The sequence below is a fragment of the Microcoleus sp. POL10_C6 genome, from assembly GCF_036701585.1.
In the GTDB taxonomy this organism is placed as follows: domain Bacteria; phylum Cyanobacteriota; class Cyanobacteriia; order Cyanobacteriales; family Microcoleaceae; genus Microcoleus.
On sequence record NZ_JAUBRB010000011.1, the window covers coordinates 78,376 to 98,211 of the forward strand.

Sequence of the window (19,836 nt, forward strand, 5' to 3'; positions counted from 1 at the left end):
AAGCTGTGTGTCAAAAACTGCGAAGGCCCGGAGGGTGGGGTTGACAAAAGCAGTAGAATATGCAGTAAAAGTCAGGGTAAGCAAATAAGACTGGCAGCAGAAAACAGGGGCGAAAAGTCCCAAAACAGGTAAAACAAAAGTCGATCGGGCAAAGTAAGTTGGCCGAGGACTAAAAATATGGTGATGAGTGAGATACAATTGACCTGTTCTGAGCCAAGAATTGTCAACATCACAAGTATCCTGTAGAAGTCTGATAGTTGAGAATCTCAGGGTTGTCGAGGAGCGGGAGCAAACAGAAAACTATGCCTCAAAAAGTAATCGCCAAACAGATGTCTTTGGAATCAGGGTCAGATCCGATCGCCGTGGTTGCGACAGTCGAAACAGTGCCAGCCGAAGCAGTGGCAGTAGAGTCCTACGCCGATCAGTTGATGGACGAACTGTTTGAAGGAGTCGATCGAGCATTCGACGGCAGCGGCGGACTGCCATCCGAGCCCGTGCAGCCAGAATTCGTGGCGCTCAAGTCGATCTCGGTACCTCAAATAGTTTTGTCGCAGTTGCCCCCCCCCCAGCCGCAGCGGGACGAAAAAGACGTAGAAGCGATCGCCCGCCAAGTCGCCCTAGAAACAGCCAAAAAACAGCAGTCCAAACAATCATTCGACAGAATGCTACTGGGAGCAGCATTTGGGTCGCTGCTGCTAGTCATGGGGTTATGGCTCGCAAGCAGGTCGGGACTCGTGCGCTTGCCCGCCGCCCCCGCACCAGAGGCACCCGCAGCAAGTGGCAAAACAGCACCAGATACCCCGTTTGTGGAATACGTGCAGCGCTCGCTAGAAGCGATCGAACAAAAAAAAGCACCCCAAGCTAACCCCCAACTTGCAGGAGTTCCCGCAGCCCCCACCCCAGGGACGCTGCCGAGCATTCCCATTTCCGGCGCGCCGCCGGCAACTGCAGGTCTTTCGACCGCAGTCAACCGCATTGCTAATGCCCTCGAACAAGCTGCCTCACAGCCGGGAGCACCAGCACCCCAAGTTGTAGTCATCCCTCCCCCCGCTCAGGTGACAGTGGCTCCGGCTGCTCCGGTAGCTGCGGCTCCCGCTGCTCCTCAAACCAGCGCAGTTTCCCCCTCACCTGCTGCTCCAGCCTCCGGTCGTGCGATCGCCGCTGCGGGAAATCGAGATCCCCTCGCCGCTTCCCCTTCCCCCTCGGAGTCTCCCCAGCCAAAGATTTTGGCTCGCGAAACCGAACCGGCACCAGCGCCTGCAGCCCAGCAATCCGCGCCCGCGCCGGAGCAATCCGCACCGGCCGTCAGCAGCGCCCCAACTTCCGCGCACACGCTGGTTGGGATTTTGGAGTTGGGCGATCGATCGGCTGCTTTGTTTGAAGTAGACGGCGTAGCCCGCAGAATTTATGTGGGCGAAAGCATCGGCGCTAGCGGTTGGACGCTGGCAGAAATCAAAAATCAAGAAGCTGTGATTCGCAAGGGAGGAGATGTGCGATCGGTTTTTGTCGGCCAAAAGTTCTAATCAGTCATCAATTATGAGTCATTAGTCATTAGTTATGAGTTAGATCATCGGTAATCGGTAATGGGCAGCGATCGGGCTGTATATCACGAGCAGTGAAAACAGTTATAATATAGGAACCGCCAAGACGTTCTTAATTGCTGAAACCATTGCTATTATTGCTTCTTGATTCTATCCGTTAAATCGCTTCCCCAATTCGTTACCGAACTTTCTTCTGCTATAACTAACAACTCAGGATCAATAATCGATCGCCAGTGACTAAGAACCAATGACTAATAACTAATGACAATGACTAATGACAATGACTAATGACTGAGGAATTATAAAAAATGGGCTTATTTGATGATTTCAGCCGCTTTCTAGAAACCAGATTAGAAGAATTTTTGCGTAGCAATCCCCATCTGGAATTGCAGGCAATAGAAGAACAACTGAAGGAACAAGAAGAAGACACTCTGCGGCTGATTCTCGATATCCAAAAACAAGAGAAAAAACTGCAAGCCGAAATTCTCTCCGCCGCCCAAGAAATTCAGCGCTGGAACGATCGCATCAACAAAGCTAAAGCTGCTCAAAGGCTCGATTTAGCTCAAGCAGCCCAAGAGCGGCAAGCAGCTTTGCTGCGTCAGGGAAATCAGCGCTGGGGTCAAATGCAAGGCTGCAAAGAACGGATTGAAAAAGCAAAAGAACTGTACCGCCAAATTCAAGTACGGCGAAAAGAAGTTCGAGCAAAAGCCGCAGAAGCTGCAACTCGAACTACCACCACTAAAACAGAGCCAAATTGGGATACAAAGGGTTGGAATCAGAGTTCAAATTATAATAGTTTTAATGCGGCCGATCCTTTAGAAGAAAAGTTTCAACGCTGGGAAGCAGACGAAGAACTCGATCGAATGAAGCGGAATATAGGCCGATAGTTACGAAAGCCTCCCCATCCTGTAGGGACGGGTTCAGCCGGAACTCGGATTCCTAATGCAAATATTCGTCAACCCCCCATAGGGTGCGGTATGGCGATCGCTCAATCCGACTTGATATAATTACCCTCCTAAAATTCTAGGGACAATTAATCATATCAAATCCGTTAGCATCGGAATAGTAAATTAGAGTTCACTGTTCACTGTTCACCGCGTCAACCGTCAACCGTCAACCGTCAACATCATTCCGGTGTAACCGGAAATGATATCAATCATCCCTACAATATTCTCACCTAATTAGTTGGCGTTGCAGATTTATGGTAGAAACAAAAGGTCTAATCAAGTAAAAAAATCTATGATTTTTCCTGGCTGTCAATCCACCAATCTGACGGGGTGACAACCCCCTCATGTGCAAAAGACAGATTCTGAATCAAAAAACTGTTTTTTAATTTAAATATCGCTGCGGTTATTCACAACGGTTGCTCGGCTTGAGAAGGTGGCTCTTCTGGCAGCGGAATAAACTCTGTCTCTTGAGGAACCTGACCAAACCGCCCCTCTCTCCAATCGAGTTTAGCTTGCTCAATGCGCGAGTGCCGACTCGAAACAAAATTCCACCACTTATGGCGCTCACCAACAGGTTCACCGCCAATCACAATACAACGAGCCTTGCCTGAAGCAGAAATGTTTACTTCAGTGCCGGAAGTGAGAACTGCCAACCGATGTTGTTCCAGAGGCACTCCATCGATAACAAGCCCCTCTGTTACGCTGTAAACCGCCTGTTCGCTGTAATGGCCCGGTAAGGTAAATTCTCTTTCAGCAGTCAGTTGTACGTCCAGATAAATCATGGGTGAAAATATTTGAACTGGGGAAGTGCGACCATAGGCCTCACCCGCAATTAGGGTGAACGAAACTCCTGCATCCTCCCAAACAGGCAGTTCAGTTGCCGGATGATGCCGAAACCAGGGGTCGGTTTCTTCGTATTCATCGGGAAGTGCTATCCAGGTTTGGATGCCATGCAGGATGGCTTCTTTGCTGCGTTCGTCGTCAGGCGTGCGTTCGGAGTGGACAATGCCTCGCCCTGCTGTCATCCAATTCACCGCACCGGGACGGATTTCTTGAACGCTGCCCACACTATCGCGATGCAGCAAAACCCCTTCAAAGAGGTAGGTGACGGTTGCTAAGTTGATGTGCGGATGGGGTCTGACATCCACGCCCCGGCCGGGTGGAAACACCGCAGGGCCCAGATGATCAAAAAAGATGAACGGGCCTACCAGCGCTAGAACGTCTGAGGGAAGCAAGCGACGGGCTTGGAATCCACCTAAATCTTGAATGTGTGGCTCAATGAGATGCTGGATGGTATCCGTCATAATGTTTATGAATTTGGGAACGCTAATCGTCTATCTCAAAAGTGCATTATACAAAAAGCTATCCTGGTAGAGGGCGATCGCAATATCAGTGACTGGTCTAAACTTTCCCCATCGAAAGCTCTTTTAGAGTGTCGAGTTCTCAACGAGCTTTCTGCTTACGAGATGATGGAGAGTTCATCACTGACTTGAATCCGACCTTTGACCAGGGAGCGAATCAGACGATCGAGTGAGCCACGTTCTTCTTCACTGATGGACTCATCAAGGATGGCGGCCATCATGCCGTAGCGGTCAGCCTTGGTAACGCGGTGGGTATCGGTGACAGTGGCAATTAATTCGTTGATAGCGCCGGGGAGAAGATTAACTGGAGACATGAAATTGTTTTGAACTCGACACCTTAATCATCTCGTGGTTTCTTCTAAGAGCAAGTGATGGTGCTAGTTTTTTTCCGTGATAATACTGAAAATATTGGGTGAACCAAGTCCGTGTTACCAGTGATTGAAGTCACAACATTGAAACCAATGCAGCGGTGGAACAATTACAACCCACCTTCAGCCCTTTGACTATCACACCGTAATAATTTTCGTCTTACACGAGTCTGAACTTCCTGCTGTGCAAAAGTTTCAGACCTTCATAGGAAGAACTACCTCTTGACGACAGGAAAATCTGCTTTTCCCGGTTAACGTTTCTCTGCTTCGCCAATGAGGGTAAAAGCGGCCCAATCTACAGGATTAGGATGTTTTACCAATGTCACCAGCATGGCTTTCCGCAGCGCTTGGGCAATATCAGGCGTTAGTTGCATCTGCCGATAAAATTCCGCCATCAAGTCGGCTGTTGATTCATCAGATACTGACCACAGAGAAACTACAACACTCGGAACGCCTGCTGCAATAAACGAGCGTGATAAACCAATGATGCCATCACCTGTAATACGACCGCGACCCGTATTGCAAGCACTCAAAACGACGAGTTCGGCATTCAACCTCAAATTGAAAATTTCGCTAGCAGTGAGTAAACCACTGTCATCCTTGCTTGGGGCAAGTGCGATGACTCCAGGTACCCCCAATCCCTCCACGTCATCCAGGATGCCGTGAGTTGCTAAATGCACGATGCGAGATCGCTCTATTTGCTGTAAAACTGCTACTTTTGTCGCTTTGTCGCCTGTAAGCGGTTCAGCATTCAAAAGTTGAGCGATCGCGATCGCTTCGGTTTCAGAGTGTGGGAGTGATGACAGTTGTTGAGGAGGTTGGTTCGTCGTAAAGGCAACACTTGGCATGGTAGGATTCCCAACGACTAGCGCACCTTTTCCGGAAGCAAGCTGTTGCTGTTTCTTGGTTAAAGACAGCACTTGAATTGAAGGTGCTGTTAAAATAGTATGTTTTTCTATCAAGTAGTTTCCCGAACTATCTTGCAACGCGGCAAAGGGAACTAAGAACAAAGATTCATGAGGAATAAAGGTAATTCGCGACGCTGGATCTTGAGGTAGAAGGTCAGCAATTGGTTCGATCAGTAGTTGATAAAGCTCTTGCAATGACGGGTTTAAAAATCGTTGCTCGACAATAGGCCGGGTTGGCGTGGGATTTGTAGCTGGTTGGGAGCGCTGCTTGTTTCGCAGGCAACTGGGGATGAAGCAACGACCTTCAGTAATCAAGGCTTTTAATGAAGTTTTTTCCTCAACCAAACCTTTCAAAGTGATGCGACGAAAGTCAAATTTTCCGGTCGGCTGCATTACCCAGATATAAAGTTCTGAATCTTGCAGCTTTCTTTGACCATCAGCTTCTCTAACTTCTTTGATAATCGAGTAAGAAACTAAAGTAGAATTTTGTTCTTTAGCAATTTGCTGAATTTCCTGGATGTTGAGGGGTTTTATTTGACTTTCCGATGACTTTAGGGTAGCCTGGGCTGACTGGGAAGAAAAACGGTTGGTCAATAATCTAACAAAAGCTTGCGCCCGTCCCCGCTCTGTTATTTCTAGCGCTTTCTTATGCTGATTTTGATTAGCAAGCACTTCTTGCAACGTACTATAACTTGTTTCTTGGGTTTCAAAAATTGAAACTAAATTGAGGTCGTTATTTTCTAAATCTGACCGCAGAGATTCCCAAATTTCAATGGCTGAAAATAAAGCTTTGATAGCTTCTGCTGGTTGCTTTGCTTTGTATAAAGCGTCACCTAAATTTGTGAGTGCGCGACCTTCAGCGTGGCGATCGCTCAGTTCTCTGGCAATGACTAAACTTTGTTGGTGAGACTCAATCGCTTGACTATAATTTTTGACAGCATAGTAAGCAATTCCTAAATTCTCTAGAGCACGACCTTGAACGAAGCGATCGCCCAGTGCTGACGCGATCGCTAAACTTTGCTTCTGATCATCAATTGCTTTGGCATAATCGGTTAGGGAATAGTGTACTAATCCCAAATTGCTCAAAGCAAGAGCTTCGCCTCGGCGATCGCGCTGCTGTTTAGCGATCGCTAAACTTTGCTCTTGATATTCAACTGCCTTTTTATACTCTTTTTGAGCATAGTAAAGTAATCCCAAATTTCTCAGAACACTCGCCTCTAAATCAGCCGATTTTAGGGCATGCGCTACTTCCAAACTTTGCTGGTAGTATTCGATTGCTTTTTTATAATTGCCAATCGCGCCGTAAGCAGCTCCCAAACCAATAAAAGCTTGTCCCTTGCCCAATAAATCGTCCCTGGATTCAGCTTGTGCTAAGCGCTGCTGGTGATAAGAAATTGCTTTTTCATAATCTCCAATCGCGTAGTAAGTCGCGCCTAGATTGTTGAGCGCGTAGCCTTCCCTAGCGCGATCGCGGGAGAGTCTCGCCAGCTCTAAATTCTGCTGGTAGCAGGCGATCGCTTTGCTGTAGTCTTTTGGCGCAGTCTGGAGAGGCAATCCTGGTTGCTGCCCCAGTAATTGTTCCTCAGTTAAGCATTGAGCGGTACTCGGTGTCAGGCTTGCTAAGTTTTGAGGTTCGCGATTTCGATCGCCATTAAGCTGGCTCAATTGTTGAGCGGCAAGGGCATTAGGATTTCCTCGCTGTGTATTAGAGACTTGCACTGAGACAGGTACAGTGGCTGCTGCAGTTGGTATTGCATCTGAGTTTGCAAGCGTTGGTACCAGTGATGTGGTGGTTGGGAGACGTAATGGTTCTGGCACGCCCCTTTCTGCAGGCAGCGTGGGAGTTAACCCAGGAGAAGGAAATTCTAATGGTTCTAGCACGCCGATTTCTGGCGGCAGGGTGGGAGCTAACCCAGATGAAGGAGTATCAGGATTATCTGGTTGTGAAACACCTAAGCCTAGAGGTGCGATCGCAGGGAATTGAATCGCAGGTGGTGCGAGTGCTGCGAGTGCTGGTGGTTCTGGCGGTAGTGTGGGAGCATACCCACCACTCCCAGAGCCGAAACCTACCCAAATATCTAATCGTGGACTGCCCAAAACAAGGGTAGGAGCGGTCAGAGATATTAATCGGCTGCCACTGGTATCAATGCTGTTGGGGTCATTGCTGCTAGTAGCGAGGCGAATCCTACCCTCATAGGTCAGGATAGTACCCGGAGCGATCGCGTTCCCAGCTTGTAAAGTGATGTTTCCATCTGGTAGGCCAATCTCAGCTACAGAGCTGAGGAAGCTGTTTTTGGCATTAATACTGTCACCAGAGGTGAGCAAACTGATGTTGCCTCCTCCAGAAAGGATAGAACCCGCTACAGTGATGTCTTCGTTGGAGCGGAGTACAATATTACCGCCAACCCCTGCGCTTGTACTCGAATCTATTCTGTCTCCGGTGGCGCTAAGACTGGATTCGGCTTGAAGGAGAATCGCGCTACCCCCAGAAGTTATGTTGCCTACAGTAGTTAAACGACCCGCCCTAATCTCAATATTGCCACCCCTCCCTTGGGCAGATGTAGAATTTAAAGCGCCAATATTAAGCGTGGTTCCCCCAAGTGGCTCATTCCGAAAACCAATCGCGCTATCCCCGGAAATAATATCTCTGACACTAACATCGTATCCTTCAATCTCGATTACGCCACCTTTCCCCGTGCTGGAACTAGAATTTATTACCCCACTGACGTTGAGGTCGCCTTGAAATAAGATCGAGCCACCTCCAGAAATGACATTTCCAAGAGTTACAGGCCCTGTATTTACTTCGATCTCGCCTCCAACTCCACCGCTATAGCTGGAATTTAGGGTACTATTGCCAGCGTTAAAGCTGCGGGCTTCGCTCAACACAGAAATACGACCGCCACCGGAGGTTATATTACCAGTGACAATGTCACCCTCATAATTACCCACAGCAGTTTTGAGTTCGATCGCGCCTCCCACTCCTCTGTTAGAACTCGAATCAAAATTTCTGGCGCTGATGCTGCTGTTGTTCTCGCTGAGACTATTGAGGCCGATATTGCCACCGTTTGAAGTAATGTTGCCGGCTGCAATGCTACCAAATGCCAAAAGCCCGACATCCCCACCTGCACTGCCGCTGCCAGAGTTGAGATCGCCGACGCCGATCGCACCTGCTTGACTGCTGAGGGTAATATTGCCACCGCTAGAGAGAATATTTCCCGTTGCTATATTGCCGTAAGCATTGAGAGAGATGTTACCCCCTCCGCTGCCACCCTTCGCGTTCAGCGTCTCGGCGCCGATGTTGATCGCACCTCGATTGCTAAGCAAGCTGATCTCGCCTGCTGTGATTCCGCTAGTGTCGATGCTGCCGGCACTGATGTTGCCTTCTCCATAAAGGGTGACTTTGCCTCCGTTTCCCAGGAAGCTAGAGGTTGTAATTCCACCGGTGGCGATCGCGTTTGTCCCATATAGGAAAATTGACCCACCGTTACCGATTATCGAGGAAGCGTTCAAGGTGTTGGCGCTCGTATTGATGCTTCCCCCCGCGCTGTAGAGGGTAATATTGCCGGCATTGCTCGTTGTTAAAGTTGAAGTATTCAGGTTTTCCGCTGCGATGTCCCCGGACGCTACCAGCGCGATATCTCCGCCATTTGAAGTAATGGATGCTGCTTGAATGCTGTTTGCCGCGCCTAAAAAAACTGAACCTGCGATCGCGATATTGCCAACTTGAATGTTGGCAGGCGAATAACTGGCGGGTGCTAGAGTGCTTTCTCCAGTGAGGGGAGTGGGTAGGTTGCCAGCAGTAAAAACCAACTGCGGTCGATCGCTAGATGCGGAAGTGATAGCGAGATCGCCGGCTGCGATCGCGCCTTCGGCTTGCACTCCCAGAGAAGCGCCTGCGTAATTACCAAAAGAGACGTTTCCGCCTGAGACGATCGTAGAACCGCCTGAGCTTGTGAAGTTGCCGGGGCTACCTTGAAGTGTGGCAATTGAGAAATCGCTGCCAGCTCTGAATAGGGCATCACCGGATACAGTACCGTTACTGGTAAGTGTGATGCGGCCGTCAGCACTCAGTAAGCTTTGGGAGTGATTGCGCGTCTGGATGTCTATTTGGCGATCGCCCTGCACGGTTAGGTTTCCACCCACATCAGTAACAAAAGAGTTAGCCACGCTGTCGCGAATGCGGACAATTTCCCCCGCTTGCAATTTCAAGTCACCGGTTGTTTGTAGTTGCCTGTTTGTTAGGGTCAGGTTACGCGCCGCTGACACAGTAGCCGTTTGAGCAGACACTGCTAAATTTTGGTTGGCACCTGTTGCCTGAGTGTCGGCAATTGCCACATCGCCAGCTTCTACCCGCAAGTCTGAATTCGTTAGCTGTACGCTGCCGTCGCTGTTAACTGTAACGCCTGTAGCGTTGCTGCTACCCCCTGTCAGCAGTTGGGACAGGGTGAGGGGACTCAACGGCACAGAAGCAGAACCTAGATTAGAAGAGGGGGAAATTTCTAAACTCAGCAAATGCCCTGCTTGAGAAATGCGGACTAAGTTTTCTCCGGGCACTGATGCGATCGCAATTTGCCCGGAAGGTGCTGACAAAGTACCGGGGCTGAGAACTGTTCCGCCTACTAAAGCTAGCGTTTGCCCGTTAGGTACGCTCAGTTGACCGAAATTTGCGATCGCCCCTGGCTGAGCTGTACCAAAATTTAAAATGCTTGGCGTTCCTATCAGCATAGCGTATTCATTAACGCCAACTGCCTGAAACCAATTGTTGCCAAATCCGATTCCGGTTGCTGTCGTTGCCAAAAATGAACCAGGCACGTTCAGTTGAGCGTTGGAACCAAAAACAATCCCCGCCGGATTCATCAAAAATAAGTTAGAACTACCGCCTATTACTTGAATTAAACCGTTAATATAAGAAGCATCGCCACCCACAACTCGCCCTAAAATATTGCGAATATTTGGATCAGAAATAAAGTTAACAATTTGACCGTCTGTGAGTCCAAACTGCTGAAAGCTATGAAAGAGATTAGTGCCGTCTTTTGAGCGCTGTCCGCCGTTGATGTTAAATTGATTGCCGGAGGCATTAACAGCAGTTCCTGTGCCATCGGGAGACGGAGTAATTTGCTGTCCTGTAGCCGCAGGTGAGAATAGTAATAAACCTAAAGATACCACCCAAGTATAAGTCAAAAGTTGCTGTTGATATCTTTGAGTTATTCTTGTTGTAATCATTAGACTTCTCCCTGATTTTTTTTGCTGAACACGCTTAAATTATAATAAAACTTTTTCCTCAAAAAACATGAGTCGAGTTTAATCTCAGCAGGTTAAAAAGTGCGCTCATAGCTCAACTGGCGAACGTTTACAGAACCCATTTGAGATATAAGCGGCTGCAAGCCCGATCGGCATCAGCCTAATAACAATAGTCGGGAGAGTTTTTAGTTCCTAGTCTGAAACCCTTGATTTTTCCTTGGTAGTTCGATTGCCGAATCGCCTTGAAAGCGATATTCTACGGTTGGTTATCAAAAACTGTCCAAAGTCTTGTAATAAAACAAAGATTAACCTTGGCACTTGCATCAACTAGAGTTCTCTAAAAATTACTGACGAGGATTTTGCACGTCTATATCCAAGCATTTACCCGTTCTCTTCCCCTACCTTGCCACAACCGGAAAAAACAAAGATTCGAGGATGATCCACTCTTCGTCTGTGAGGCTGGTAGAGTATGGCATAACTACTTCTTGATACGAATTTTGCAGTCACTTTACTTCAATACAGTAAAAAATGTCAAATGGGTTCTATAAAAGCGATCGCCCTTCCCACCTCCCCACTCCCCCATCCCCTGAAGCCCGTAAAGCGTAGCTATCCCAGAGGGAATCCCCCTTTTATCCAAAATCAAAATAAGTAGACAGACAAAAAATTAGTCCGCCTACTTAATCCCTAACTAGAAATCACTCCCACTCGATCGTTCCCGGCGGCTTAGAAGTAATATCGTAAACCACCCGGTTCACCCCCTTAACCTCATTCACAATCCGGTTCGATATCAGTTCCAACAAATCGTAAGGAACCCGCGCCCAATCAGCCGTCATCCCGTCTTCACTCTTAATAAATCGCAGAACGATCGGGTAAGCATAAGTGCGCTGATCGCCCATCACGCCTACACTGCGAATCGGCAGCAAAACTGCAAAAGCTTGCCAAAGTTCACCGTACAATCCGTGCCGGTTAATTTCTTGGCGAACAATGAAGTCAGCATCCCGCAAAATATTTAGTCTCTCGGAGGTAACTTCTCCGATAATCCGAATCGCCAATCCCGGGCCTGGGAAAGGTTGTCGGTTCACGATTTCTTCGGGAAGCCCGATCGATCGGCCGACTTTTCGCACCTCATCCTTAAACAGTTTTCGCAGCGGTTCAATCAGCTTAAATCGCAAATCTTTCGGCAAACCGCCGACGTTGTGGTGGCTTTTAATTTTAACAGCAACTCGTTCGCCGCTTTTCGGGTCTGCATTAGTGTCAGCCGACTCAATCACATCAGGATAAAGAGTACCTTGGGCGAGGTAGTCGAAGGGGCCCAGACGCTTCGATTCTTCTTCAAATACGTTGATAAATTCGTGACCGATCCGCTTGCGTTTTACTTCAGGATCGGTAATCCCTTCAAGTTGAGCTAAAAAGCGTTCGCGAGCATTAACATACTCAACGTCAATGTGGAATTGCTCTTTAAATAATTTTACCAACCGTTCTGGTTCATACTTCCGCATAAACCCTTGGTCGATAAACATACAGGTAAGTTGGTCGCCGATCGCCTTGTGCAGCAAGAAAGCCAAAGTAGAAGAATCTACACCGCCGGATAGAGCCAGCAAAACTCGTTTATCCCCCACTTGTGCGCGAATTTCGCGAATCGATTCCTCAACAAAAGTAGCTGTCGTCCAAGTCGGTTCGCACTCGCAAATGTGGTAAACAAAATTGCGAATTAAAGCTATTCCCCCGATCGAGTGAACTACTTCTGGGTGAAACTGAACACCGTACAAATTTTTCTCGTGGTGAGCAACAGCAGCACACGGAGTATTGTCCGTGTGAGCGAGGATCTCAAAACCCGTCGGCAGTTGAGTACACGAGTCTCCGTGGCTCATCCACATCGTGCTGCCCTCTTCGACATTTGTCAGCAAATCCGTAGGATCGTCAATAAATAGCGATGCCTTGCCGTATTCCGCTAATTTCGATCGCTCAACCGTGCCTCCGAGCTGCTTGACCATCAACTGCATCCCGTAGCACACTCCCAACACCGGTATTCCCAAATTCCAAATTTCTGGGTCGCAGTGGGGTGCTTTTTCATCGTATACAGAACTCGGGCCTCCTGAAAGAATAATTCCTTTAGGATTGATAGCTTTTAACTGTTCAGCAGTAGTGCGGTAAGAAATAACTTCTGAATATACTTGAGTTTCGCGAATTCGACGAGCAATCAGTTCGGAATATTGCGAACCGAAGTCGAGAATCACGATGATCTGGCGATCAATCTGCTGCATTAAAGAGTTTGTGAGAACGGATTCAGTTTCTATTTTAGTAGTCACGGTTATTGCGTAATTGCTAAGTGATAATTGGGCAGAAAGTAGCGGACGTATCTGTCGCGGTCTCAGTACAATTCTAAGGAAGGCGAGGAACCATTGGTCGCTAGGAATAAATCTTATTTATACTAGATTGCAGTCAGCGATGTTAGTCTATTAATCGGGTACAAGGCAAGCATAGATTTACTTCGCTCCTTACCCTAATTAATTGAATTCTTGCTTCAGAAATAACTTCCAGAAGCAACCTAGTATAATTAAGGTCTAGGGACAGAGAATTATTACTTGTTAAATATTCTCCCTGACCGATGTTTTAAACAGAATTCAGGGGTATTCACACTACATTAACAAATTTGGGTCAAAAATGTATCTCCTATTTCACTTTTAACAATAATTTTGCGATCGCGCCCGAACATCACCGAGCCCACGGGGATGTGCAAGTTAGTGTGAGTAAAAATGCAATCCGATGACCGCAAGTCTATTTGTCGGGCGATGTCGCCGTAAATTTGATCGACCCAATTGCTGCCAGTTTGGGCGTCCAAAGCCCGCAATTGCCCGAGAGCATCTTCGGCTGTCGCTGCGGCAAAAATTGCGGAACACGCATCGGCAGGCATTCCAGCTTTAGCACAGTAAGCTGTGAGAATTTCCCTGCGCCCGTCAGCGAGGTGGTGGTGAGTGTGAAAAATTCCCGCCGCTAATTTCATCAGTTTCCCATGATAGCCAAACAGCAAAATTGACTGCACGCCCTGATATCCTGCTTCTACCAGCAGCGGGCCGAGCCAGTTAGCGGTTTTGACTAGCCTCTCAGGATTAATCCCCAGTTGTCGCGCCAAATCCAAACCGTTTTCGCCGATGCAGAAAACCAAACAGTCAAACAGTTCGGCTTTTTGTTGCAGTTGTTCGCGGTAAAGTTCCAACTGTCCAGGGGCACTGAGGGGTTGAGAAATGCCAGTTGTACCCAGCAGCGAAAGTCCTTCTACCACGCCGAAAGCTTCGTTAGAAGTCCGGGTGGCTAGTTGCCGCCCAGACGGCAGAATCAGGGTGACAGTAATTTTTTCTCCCCCTGCGAGTTCTCGGCTCAGATTCGATCGCAACAGCCGCATTGCGTAATCATAGATTGCCGCTCCTCCACCTGCTTTATGATGTCCAATTCCCTCCCCGCCAACAATCTGTATTTGTTCCCCCTCTCCTTCTCTCCGCAATTCCACCATTGCCCAAACGGGGGTATTGCGAGTCAGATCGAGATTGTCCCCCGGATCGGAGCGAGTCACACCTAAAGCGGTACCAGTTTTGAGTACAGACGCCTGTTCGATCGGAATTTCTACCGTTATTGGCGGTTCCAGTAAATTTACTGATACGCTATCTAGAGAGTGAATACCCTCACGCAAGCACCGCAAAGCTGCAAGTGCGGCCGCACAGGCAAATACTGGCAGTGTATACCCGGATAAAGGTTGAGTTTTGGTCACAATCTAATGCAGAAATCCGTAAATTTGCTGAGAATCGACATCACACCTTAGCAGTGATATCTCTCAAACGTTTAAGTTTAATTCTAGGGTTTGCTATTATCTGCAGTTAGCGTAATTTTTGTCAAGTAATAATTTTGTCCTAGCAGTTCCCGATCTCAGCCACAATTTTTTTGAGGTGCGGTAGCGGAACCCTCGTAGAGGATCGCCAATAACCCACTCCGAAGCCTTGCGAGCACCTGCGGGGGATTTCCATAAACAACCCGGAATCTCGATCGCCAGCGCTAGGACTGAACCAACGGATTCCAGGAATTAGGTACAAATCGTCCTTCAGCAATATTCGGCAAGTCGATCGTCCTTCATTCTATAGATTTAGCTAGCCGTAAAGGTGCCAGAGGCGAGTCGAGGATCGGGCGCTAAATTGCTTGGGCCTTTGGGGGACGTGTTTGAGGCGGAATTTGAGCAATTTTTGGCAGGCAAAATGCTGGGATCGCTTCTTTGTTAAGCCCTACAACCTACTTTTTTACAATTACCCAATTTATATCTCCCAAGCGGTTGATGTCCTAGCGATTGCCAGTCATTTATATTGATATGAATTACCCGGACGTGCCAGTCCTACTTTCGAGCTAGCCTCTTGAAGGTGGGGCTGGTTTTATCTAACCCTATTACTTCAATTCTCCAATCTAAAATCTAAAATCTACAATCTAAAATCGATTGACTATGGTTGAACCAGTTGCAGAGTTAAATGAACCTCTATCTCTTCAGACTCCAGAAATAGTAGACCCGAAAATATTTCAGCTCGTTCTCTCTGCAAAAACAGCTCTCAAAATTTCTAAAAAAGACGTTCGATCGACCCTGAAAGCCTCAACTTTAGACGGCGTTTTCGCGGCTGTCTTCGAGTCGGCGACTGGCGGCGTGCTGCTGAGCAACTTCTTGCTGCAACTCGGGGCGAGCAGCGTGGAAATAGGTATATTCTCGGCTATTCCGATGGTGGTAAATCTCCTGCAACCATTAGGAGCCTACATCGCAGATCAGACAACCAGCCGCCACTGGTACAACCTATTTGTATTCGGCGTGTCGCGGCTGCTGTGGCTGGTGCTGGCGGTGGCAATTGTTTGGGGTTCCCAGCACGCAGACCTCCACCAACTGCTGCAATGGACACTGGTAACAGTCGTAGCAGCTAGCGTGCTGGCAGCTTTTGCCAATTCTAGCTGGTTCAGTTGGATGGCTACTGTGGTGCCTCAGCGCTTGCGGGGACGCTATTTTGGCTTTCGCAACAGTGCTGTCAGCCTCATCACTTTGCTGGGAGTGCCGTTGATGGGATTGGGAGTTTCAACTTGGGACGGCGGTCCAATTTTGGGCTACGGTATTGTTTTATTGGTGGGTGTTTTGGCGGGAATGATTAGTTTGGGGTGTCAATGCTTCATGGTTGATGTGAATCCCCAGGTCTACAAAAAAGATGCACAGAAAGATCGACTTACAGAGAAAAAAGCAAAGCAAATAACAGATTTTGTGCCTTCTGTGCTGAAAGATTCTAATTTTTTAATGTTTATTCTGTACTTCAGTGTGTGGACATTTGCTGTTAATCTCAGCGCGCCTTTTTTTAATATCTACCTGCTGAAAGATTTAAGCTTGGATGTGAGTTTAGTAACGGTTTACACCAGCTTAAGTTCCGGGGCAAATCTACTGCTGCTGATGTTTTGGGGTAAGTTGGCCGATCGCTGGGGAAATCGCCCTCTGCTAATGGCGGTGGGGCTGGTGGTGGCGGTAACGCCTTTGCTGTGGTTGGGTACGGGCAATTACCCGTTTTCGGTGTGGGTGTGGCTGCCGCTGCTGCACTTGTTGGGGGGAACGACTTTAGGGGCGATCGCCCTGTGTAGTAACAATATTCAAATGGAGATAGCGTCGATCGAGCAACCTTCGACTTATTTTGCGATCGCCGCAGCGGTTTCGGGATTAGCTGGGGCTTTGGGAACTACCGCCGGCGGCTTTCTTGCCGAACTTCCGGGCATGAGTTTGGGATCACTGTTTGCCCTCTCGGCTGCTGTGCGGCTGGTAGGCTTGCTGCCTTTGGTTTTGGTGCGAGAACCTCGTAGCCAGTCGCTGCGGTCGATCGTCCCCACTTTTGGACGTTTCAAATTTAACCGGGGCTAGGAAATTTTCGCACAAATTTACTGATCGAGAAACCAGAAAAGCCCACCGCAGAAAATCTGAGAGCGGCTAAAACAAATTTTAATCCAAAACATAGTCCAAAGCTGCCACTTGTTCGTCCCCTACGTCACCATTATCTTGCAGCTAAATGACAAATAGATCAGATATAGCTGTTCTAAAAACTGACCTGGCATAGCGTAAATGTGTTTAAATGTTTCTTAGCTAGGGCGTCGGAGCGCTACTTCTGTTAGGAGAATCGAGCATTTTTCCCTAACCAAAGCTACTATTTCACACTCTGAATTTTTTACGTTTTAGCAGAAACGAGCATTTTCTCCGAACCAAACCTACGGTTTAACGCTCTAAGTTTTGAAGTTAAGAAATATAAATAAGATTCACATTTTAATACAATAAACTCGACTAGATGGTATTTTGGGACTAATATCCGGAGAATCGAAATAGCTAAAGATTGCCCAGCCAGATAACAATAGGGTCGAGCAAGAAATTAGGAGCGATCGCCTGACGCGATACAAAAACGGGAATTGGCAATTCTCTTGTAACCGATTACTAATGACACCTCGCTATCCAATTTCAGATTCAAAGAGAGAATTTAAAAATGAAACGTTTAATCGTTTGCTGTGATGGAACTTGGAACAAACTAGATACTCAGTGCCCAACTAATGTGGTTAGGCTTGCCCAGGCCGTGAAACGGACAGCCAGTGACGGGGTTCCGCAGATCGTGTTTTATGACGAGGGAATTGGAGTAGACAGTAACAAGATTGTGGGCGGAGTCACTGGGCTGGGAATCGATAAAAATATACAAGATGCCTATCGTTTTCTTTCTTTCAACTACGATCAGGGTGACGAAATCTATCTATTCGGGTTCAGTCGCGGTGCTTACACAGTCAGGAGTCTAGCGGGGATGATCTATTGCTCCGGTCTCCTATCCCGCCGTAACGTTACCATGGCATCACAAGCTTACGAGCTTTACCGTAAGCGAGAGATTTCACCAAAGCATCCGGAAGCAAAGAGTTTCCGCGAAAATTACGGCAAAGATAAGGGCGATCGCGTCCCGATTACCTTGCTTGGTTGTTTCGACACCGTTGGAGCCCTTGGTATTCCTCTTGTACCCGCCTTGAAGAAGTTTGAGGGACAGATCAAAACAAGGTACAAATTCCACGACACCACTTTAAATAAGGATATTGAGAATGCGTTGCACGCCGTTGCGATCGACGAAATTCGCGAAGTCTTTGATGTTACCCTGATGAAGAAAAATCCTGATGCCCCGACCCAGAAGCTTCGTCAAGTTTGGTTTCCAGGCGAGCATGGCTGCATCGGCGGTGGTACGCCAGAATACCGCGGGTTATCAGATGCTGTCTTAAAGTGGATGTTGGATCAAATCAGTGACCTTGAATTGAAGCTGGAATTCGAGCCAGAGGCTATTGAGGATATCAAGCCTGATTATAAGGCTTCATTTCAAAACAATCCTGGGTTCTTCAAATTTGCAGGAATCAAGTGGCGCGAGGTGGGGGAGACCCTTGAGGATCTTCATGAAAGCGCGATCGAGCGATTGAAAAAACGCCAAGACTATCGGCCTAAAAACCTGCAAAAGATTCTCTCCAAAGTAATTGAAAATATAGAAAAATAATCAAACTTTATCAATCTCTCAGAACCGAACATAAGAAGACGATCTAATCTACCACAATCGAAAGGAAAAGCAATCATGACAAGAGATACATCTAGAGATGGATTCAGCAACAAAGCTTTAGCATATACGTTGACTCATTTCAAACCAATTTGGGATTTAGTTCAAAGTTACGAGCCTCTGAAACGTAAACTAAACAAATTTTTTCTCAATAGTATCATTTACAAACTTCCCACTCGCCCGCTTCCCTATAGCTTAATGGGCTTAGATCCCAAAATTCCAGGGACAGATATTCCCAAGAAAACTGATACCTACATCTCTTGGGATTCACTTACAGACAAGACTTATACTGGGCGACATTTACCTCCCGACCCAGAATTTAACAAAGAAGGGAATTTACCACCACTGGAAAAAGTAAAGACCTTATTCCAAAAAAGAGATGGAAAAACCATTTATTCAGAAAAATCGACCCTGCTTTTTCCCTATTGGGTGCAGTGGTTTACAGATAGTTTTCTCCGGATAGATCAGCAAAACCGCTTCAAAAATACCTCCAACCATCAGATTGATATGTGTAATGTTTACGGGTTGACCCGCAAACAAACAAATATGCTCAGAGCTTTCAAAGATGGTAAATTTAAAACTCAAAAACTCAAGCGCCAAGATGGCGTAGAAGAAGAGTATCCACTCTTTTATTATGCCGATCCTGAGCAGGGTATTGTCGATCCTCAATTTGAAGGTCTTCATGCACCCCTTAATGATGAGAAAAGACAACCCCCCGAAAAGAAAAGCAAGCTATTTGCAATGGGAGTTGAACGGGCAAACGTCCAAATTGGCTATGTCATGCTCAACACTTTATGTATCAGGGAGCATAATCGAATTTGTGATGTTTTGTCCAAAAGCTATCCGCAATGGGACGATGAGAGGCTCTTCCAAACCGCGAGAAATATTCTCATGGTGATTGTTCTCAATATCATTATGGAAGAGTACATTTTCCACATTACGCCCTATAATTTTAGGTTCTTTGCCGATCCTGAAGCTTTTACCAAGGAAAGCTGGTATCGAGAAAATTGGATGGCGATTGAGTTTAGTTTTGTCTATCGCTGGCATAGTGCGGTTCCGGAAACCTTTATCTATGACGGTAAAGAACAATCCATGTACGATTCCCTCTGGAATAATCAGATGTTAATCGATAAAGGGTTGGGTGCATTGATGGAAGAAACTTGTTCCCAACCAGGCACTAGAATTGGTTTGTTTAACACACCTGATTTTAAGATCGCGGGAACACCCTATACATTTATTGATGCTACCGAACTAGCATCTGTTAAACTCGGACGGCAGGCGCAGTTAGCCAGTTATAACGATTACCGCGAAATGTGTGGTTATCCCAGGGTGACTGATTTCAATCAAATTACGGGTGACGAATACGCTCAACAGAAATTAAAAGAGTTGTACGGTCATGTTGATAAGATTGAATTATTTGTGGGATTGTACGCTGAAGATGTCCGCCAAAATTCAGCAATTCCGCCTTTAGTAGCACGGATAATTGGCATTGATGCTTTCTCCCAAGCTTTAACTAATCCTTTGTTATCGCCTAAAGTCTTCAATAAGGAAACTTTTTCTGAGGTTGGTTGGGAAATTATCCAAAATACCAAAACAGTCTCTGATTTAGTGAATCGTAATGTTCCTCCAAGCGATCCTAAGTACAAAGTCTCCTTCGATCTTTAAGTTGTAGCTGACAACTAAGACTCAAGGTAGTGGGGGGCGCAAACACACCTGCGCCCTCAAAAATGAGGAAGAAAAAGGCGATATTTTCGCAAGCGATCGGCTACTGCAATTCGGAAGCAATTGCACCAGCATTTATACTGTTTAACAGATGCAACGGTTTGTGTAGAGCCTTTTTTAGCGATTAACCGA

Annotated in this window: 10 protein-coding genes; 5 read left to right on the plus strand and 5 right to left on the minus strand. The window is 47.1% G+C overall.

What is annotated here, in order from left to right; all coding sequences use genetic code 11:
• The first annotated feature begins 302 nt into the window (after window positions 1-302).
• Entirely contained in the window at window positions 303-1,523 is a 1,221-nt protein-coding gene (locus tag QUA34_RS08760) for a hypothetical protein (RefSeq protein ID WP_333385731.1), read from the plus strand.
• Between the two features lie 326 nt (window positions 1,524-1,849).
• Window positions 1,850-2,428, plus strand: coding sequence for a TIGR04376 family protein (locus tag QUA34_RS08765; protein WP_333082689.1), 579 nt, complete (start codon window positions 1,850-1,852; stop codon window positions 2,426-2,428).
• Window positions 2,429-2,895: 467 nt separating this feature from the next.
• Here the strand turns inward: QUA34_RS08765 and QUA34_RS08770 are convergent, their stop codons facing one another.
• The 5 genes from QUA34_RS08770 to cbiD form a co-directional block, all read right to left on the minus strand.
• The gene (locus QUA34_RS08770; RefSeq protein WP_333385734.1) at window positions 2,896-3,792 is read right to left on the minus strand and encodes a pirin family protein; all 897 of its coding nucleotides are present in this window, start codon (window positions 3,790-3,792) and stop codon (window positions 2,896-2,898) included.
• Between the two features lie 155 nt (window positions 3,793-3,947).
• Complete coding sequence (locus tag QUA34_RS08775) at window positions 3,948-4,163, minus strand: hypothetical protein (RefSeq protein ID WP_333076209.1); 216 nt, start codon at window positions 4,161-4,163, stop codon at window positions 3,948-3,950.
• Window positions 4,164-4,468: 305 nt separating this feature from the next.
• Window positions 4,469-10,348, minus strand: coding sequence for a CHAT domain-containing protein (locus tag QUA34_RS08780; protein ID WP_333385737.1), 5,880 nt, complete (start codon window positions 10,346-10,348; stop codon window positions 4,469-4,471).
• A gap of 713 nt (window positions 10,349-11,061) precedes the next feature.
• Window positions 11,062-12,675: a glutamine-hydrolyzing GMP synthase gene (gene guaA / locus QUA34_RS08785; protein WP_445242808.1), complete on the minus strand. Its 1,614-nt coding sequence runs from the start codon at window positions 12,673-12,675 to the stop codon at window positions 11,062-11,064.
• Between the two features lie 335 nt (window positions 12,676-13,010).
• On the minus strand, window positions 13,011-14,132 hold the full coding sequence (gene cbiD, locus QUA34_RS08790) for a cobalt-precorrin-5B (C(1))-methyltransferase CbiD (RefSeq protein WP_333330749.1): 1,122 nt from the start codon (window positions 14,130-14,132) through the stop codon (window positions 13,011-13,013).
• A gap of 717 nt (window positions 14,133-14,849) precedes the next feature.
• Between cbiD and QUA34_RS08795 the strand changes: the two genes are divergently transcribed.
• The 3 genes from QUA34_RS08795 to QUA34_RS08805 all read left to right on the plus strand — a co-directional run bounded on the left by QUA34_RS08795 (window position 14,850) and on the right by QUA34_RS08805 (window position 19,647).
• Window positions 14,850-16,283, plus strand: a complete 1,434-nt coding sequence (locus QUA34_RS08795; RefSeq protein WP_333385740.1) for an MFS transporter — start codon at window positions 14,850-14,852, stop codon at window positions 16,281-16,283.
• 610 nt (window positions 16,284-16,893) lie between these two features.
• The gene (locus QUA34_RS08800) at window positions 16,894-17,925 is read left to right on the plus strand and encodes a DUF2235 domain-containing protein (protein ID WP_333330752.1); all 1,032 of its coding nucleotides are present in this window, start codon (window positions 16,894-16,896) and stop codon (window positions 17,923-17,925) included.
• A gap of 75 nt (window positions 17,926-18,000) precedes the next feature.
• Window positions 18,001-19,647 carry a peroxidase family protein gene (locus tag QUA34_RS08805; RefSeq protein WP_333385743.1) on the plus strand — a complete coding sequence of 549 codons (1,647 nt, stop codon included), beginning with the start codon at window positions 18,001-18,003 and terminating at the stop codon, window positions 19,645-19,647.
• Window positions 19,648-19,836: the final 189 nt, after the last annotated feature.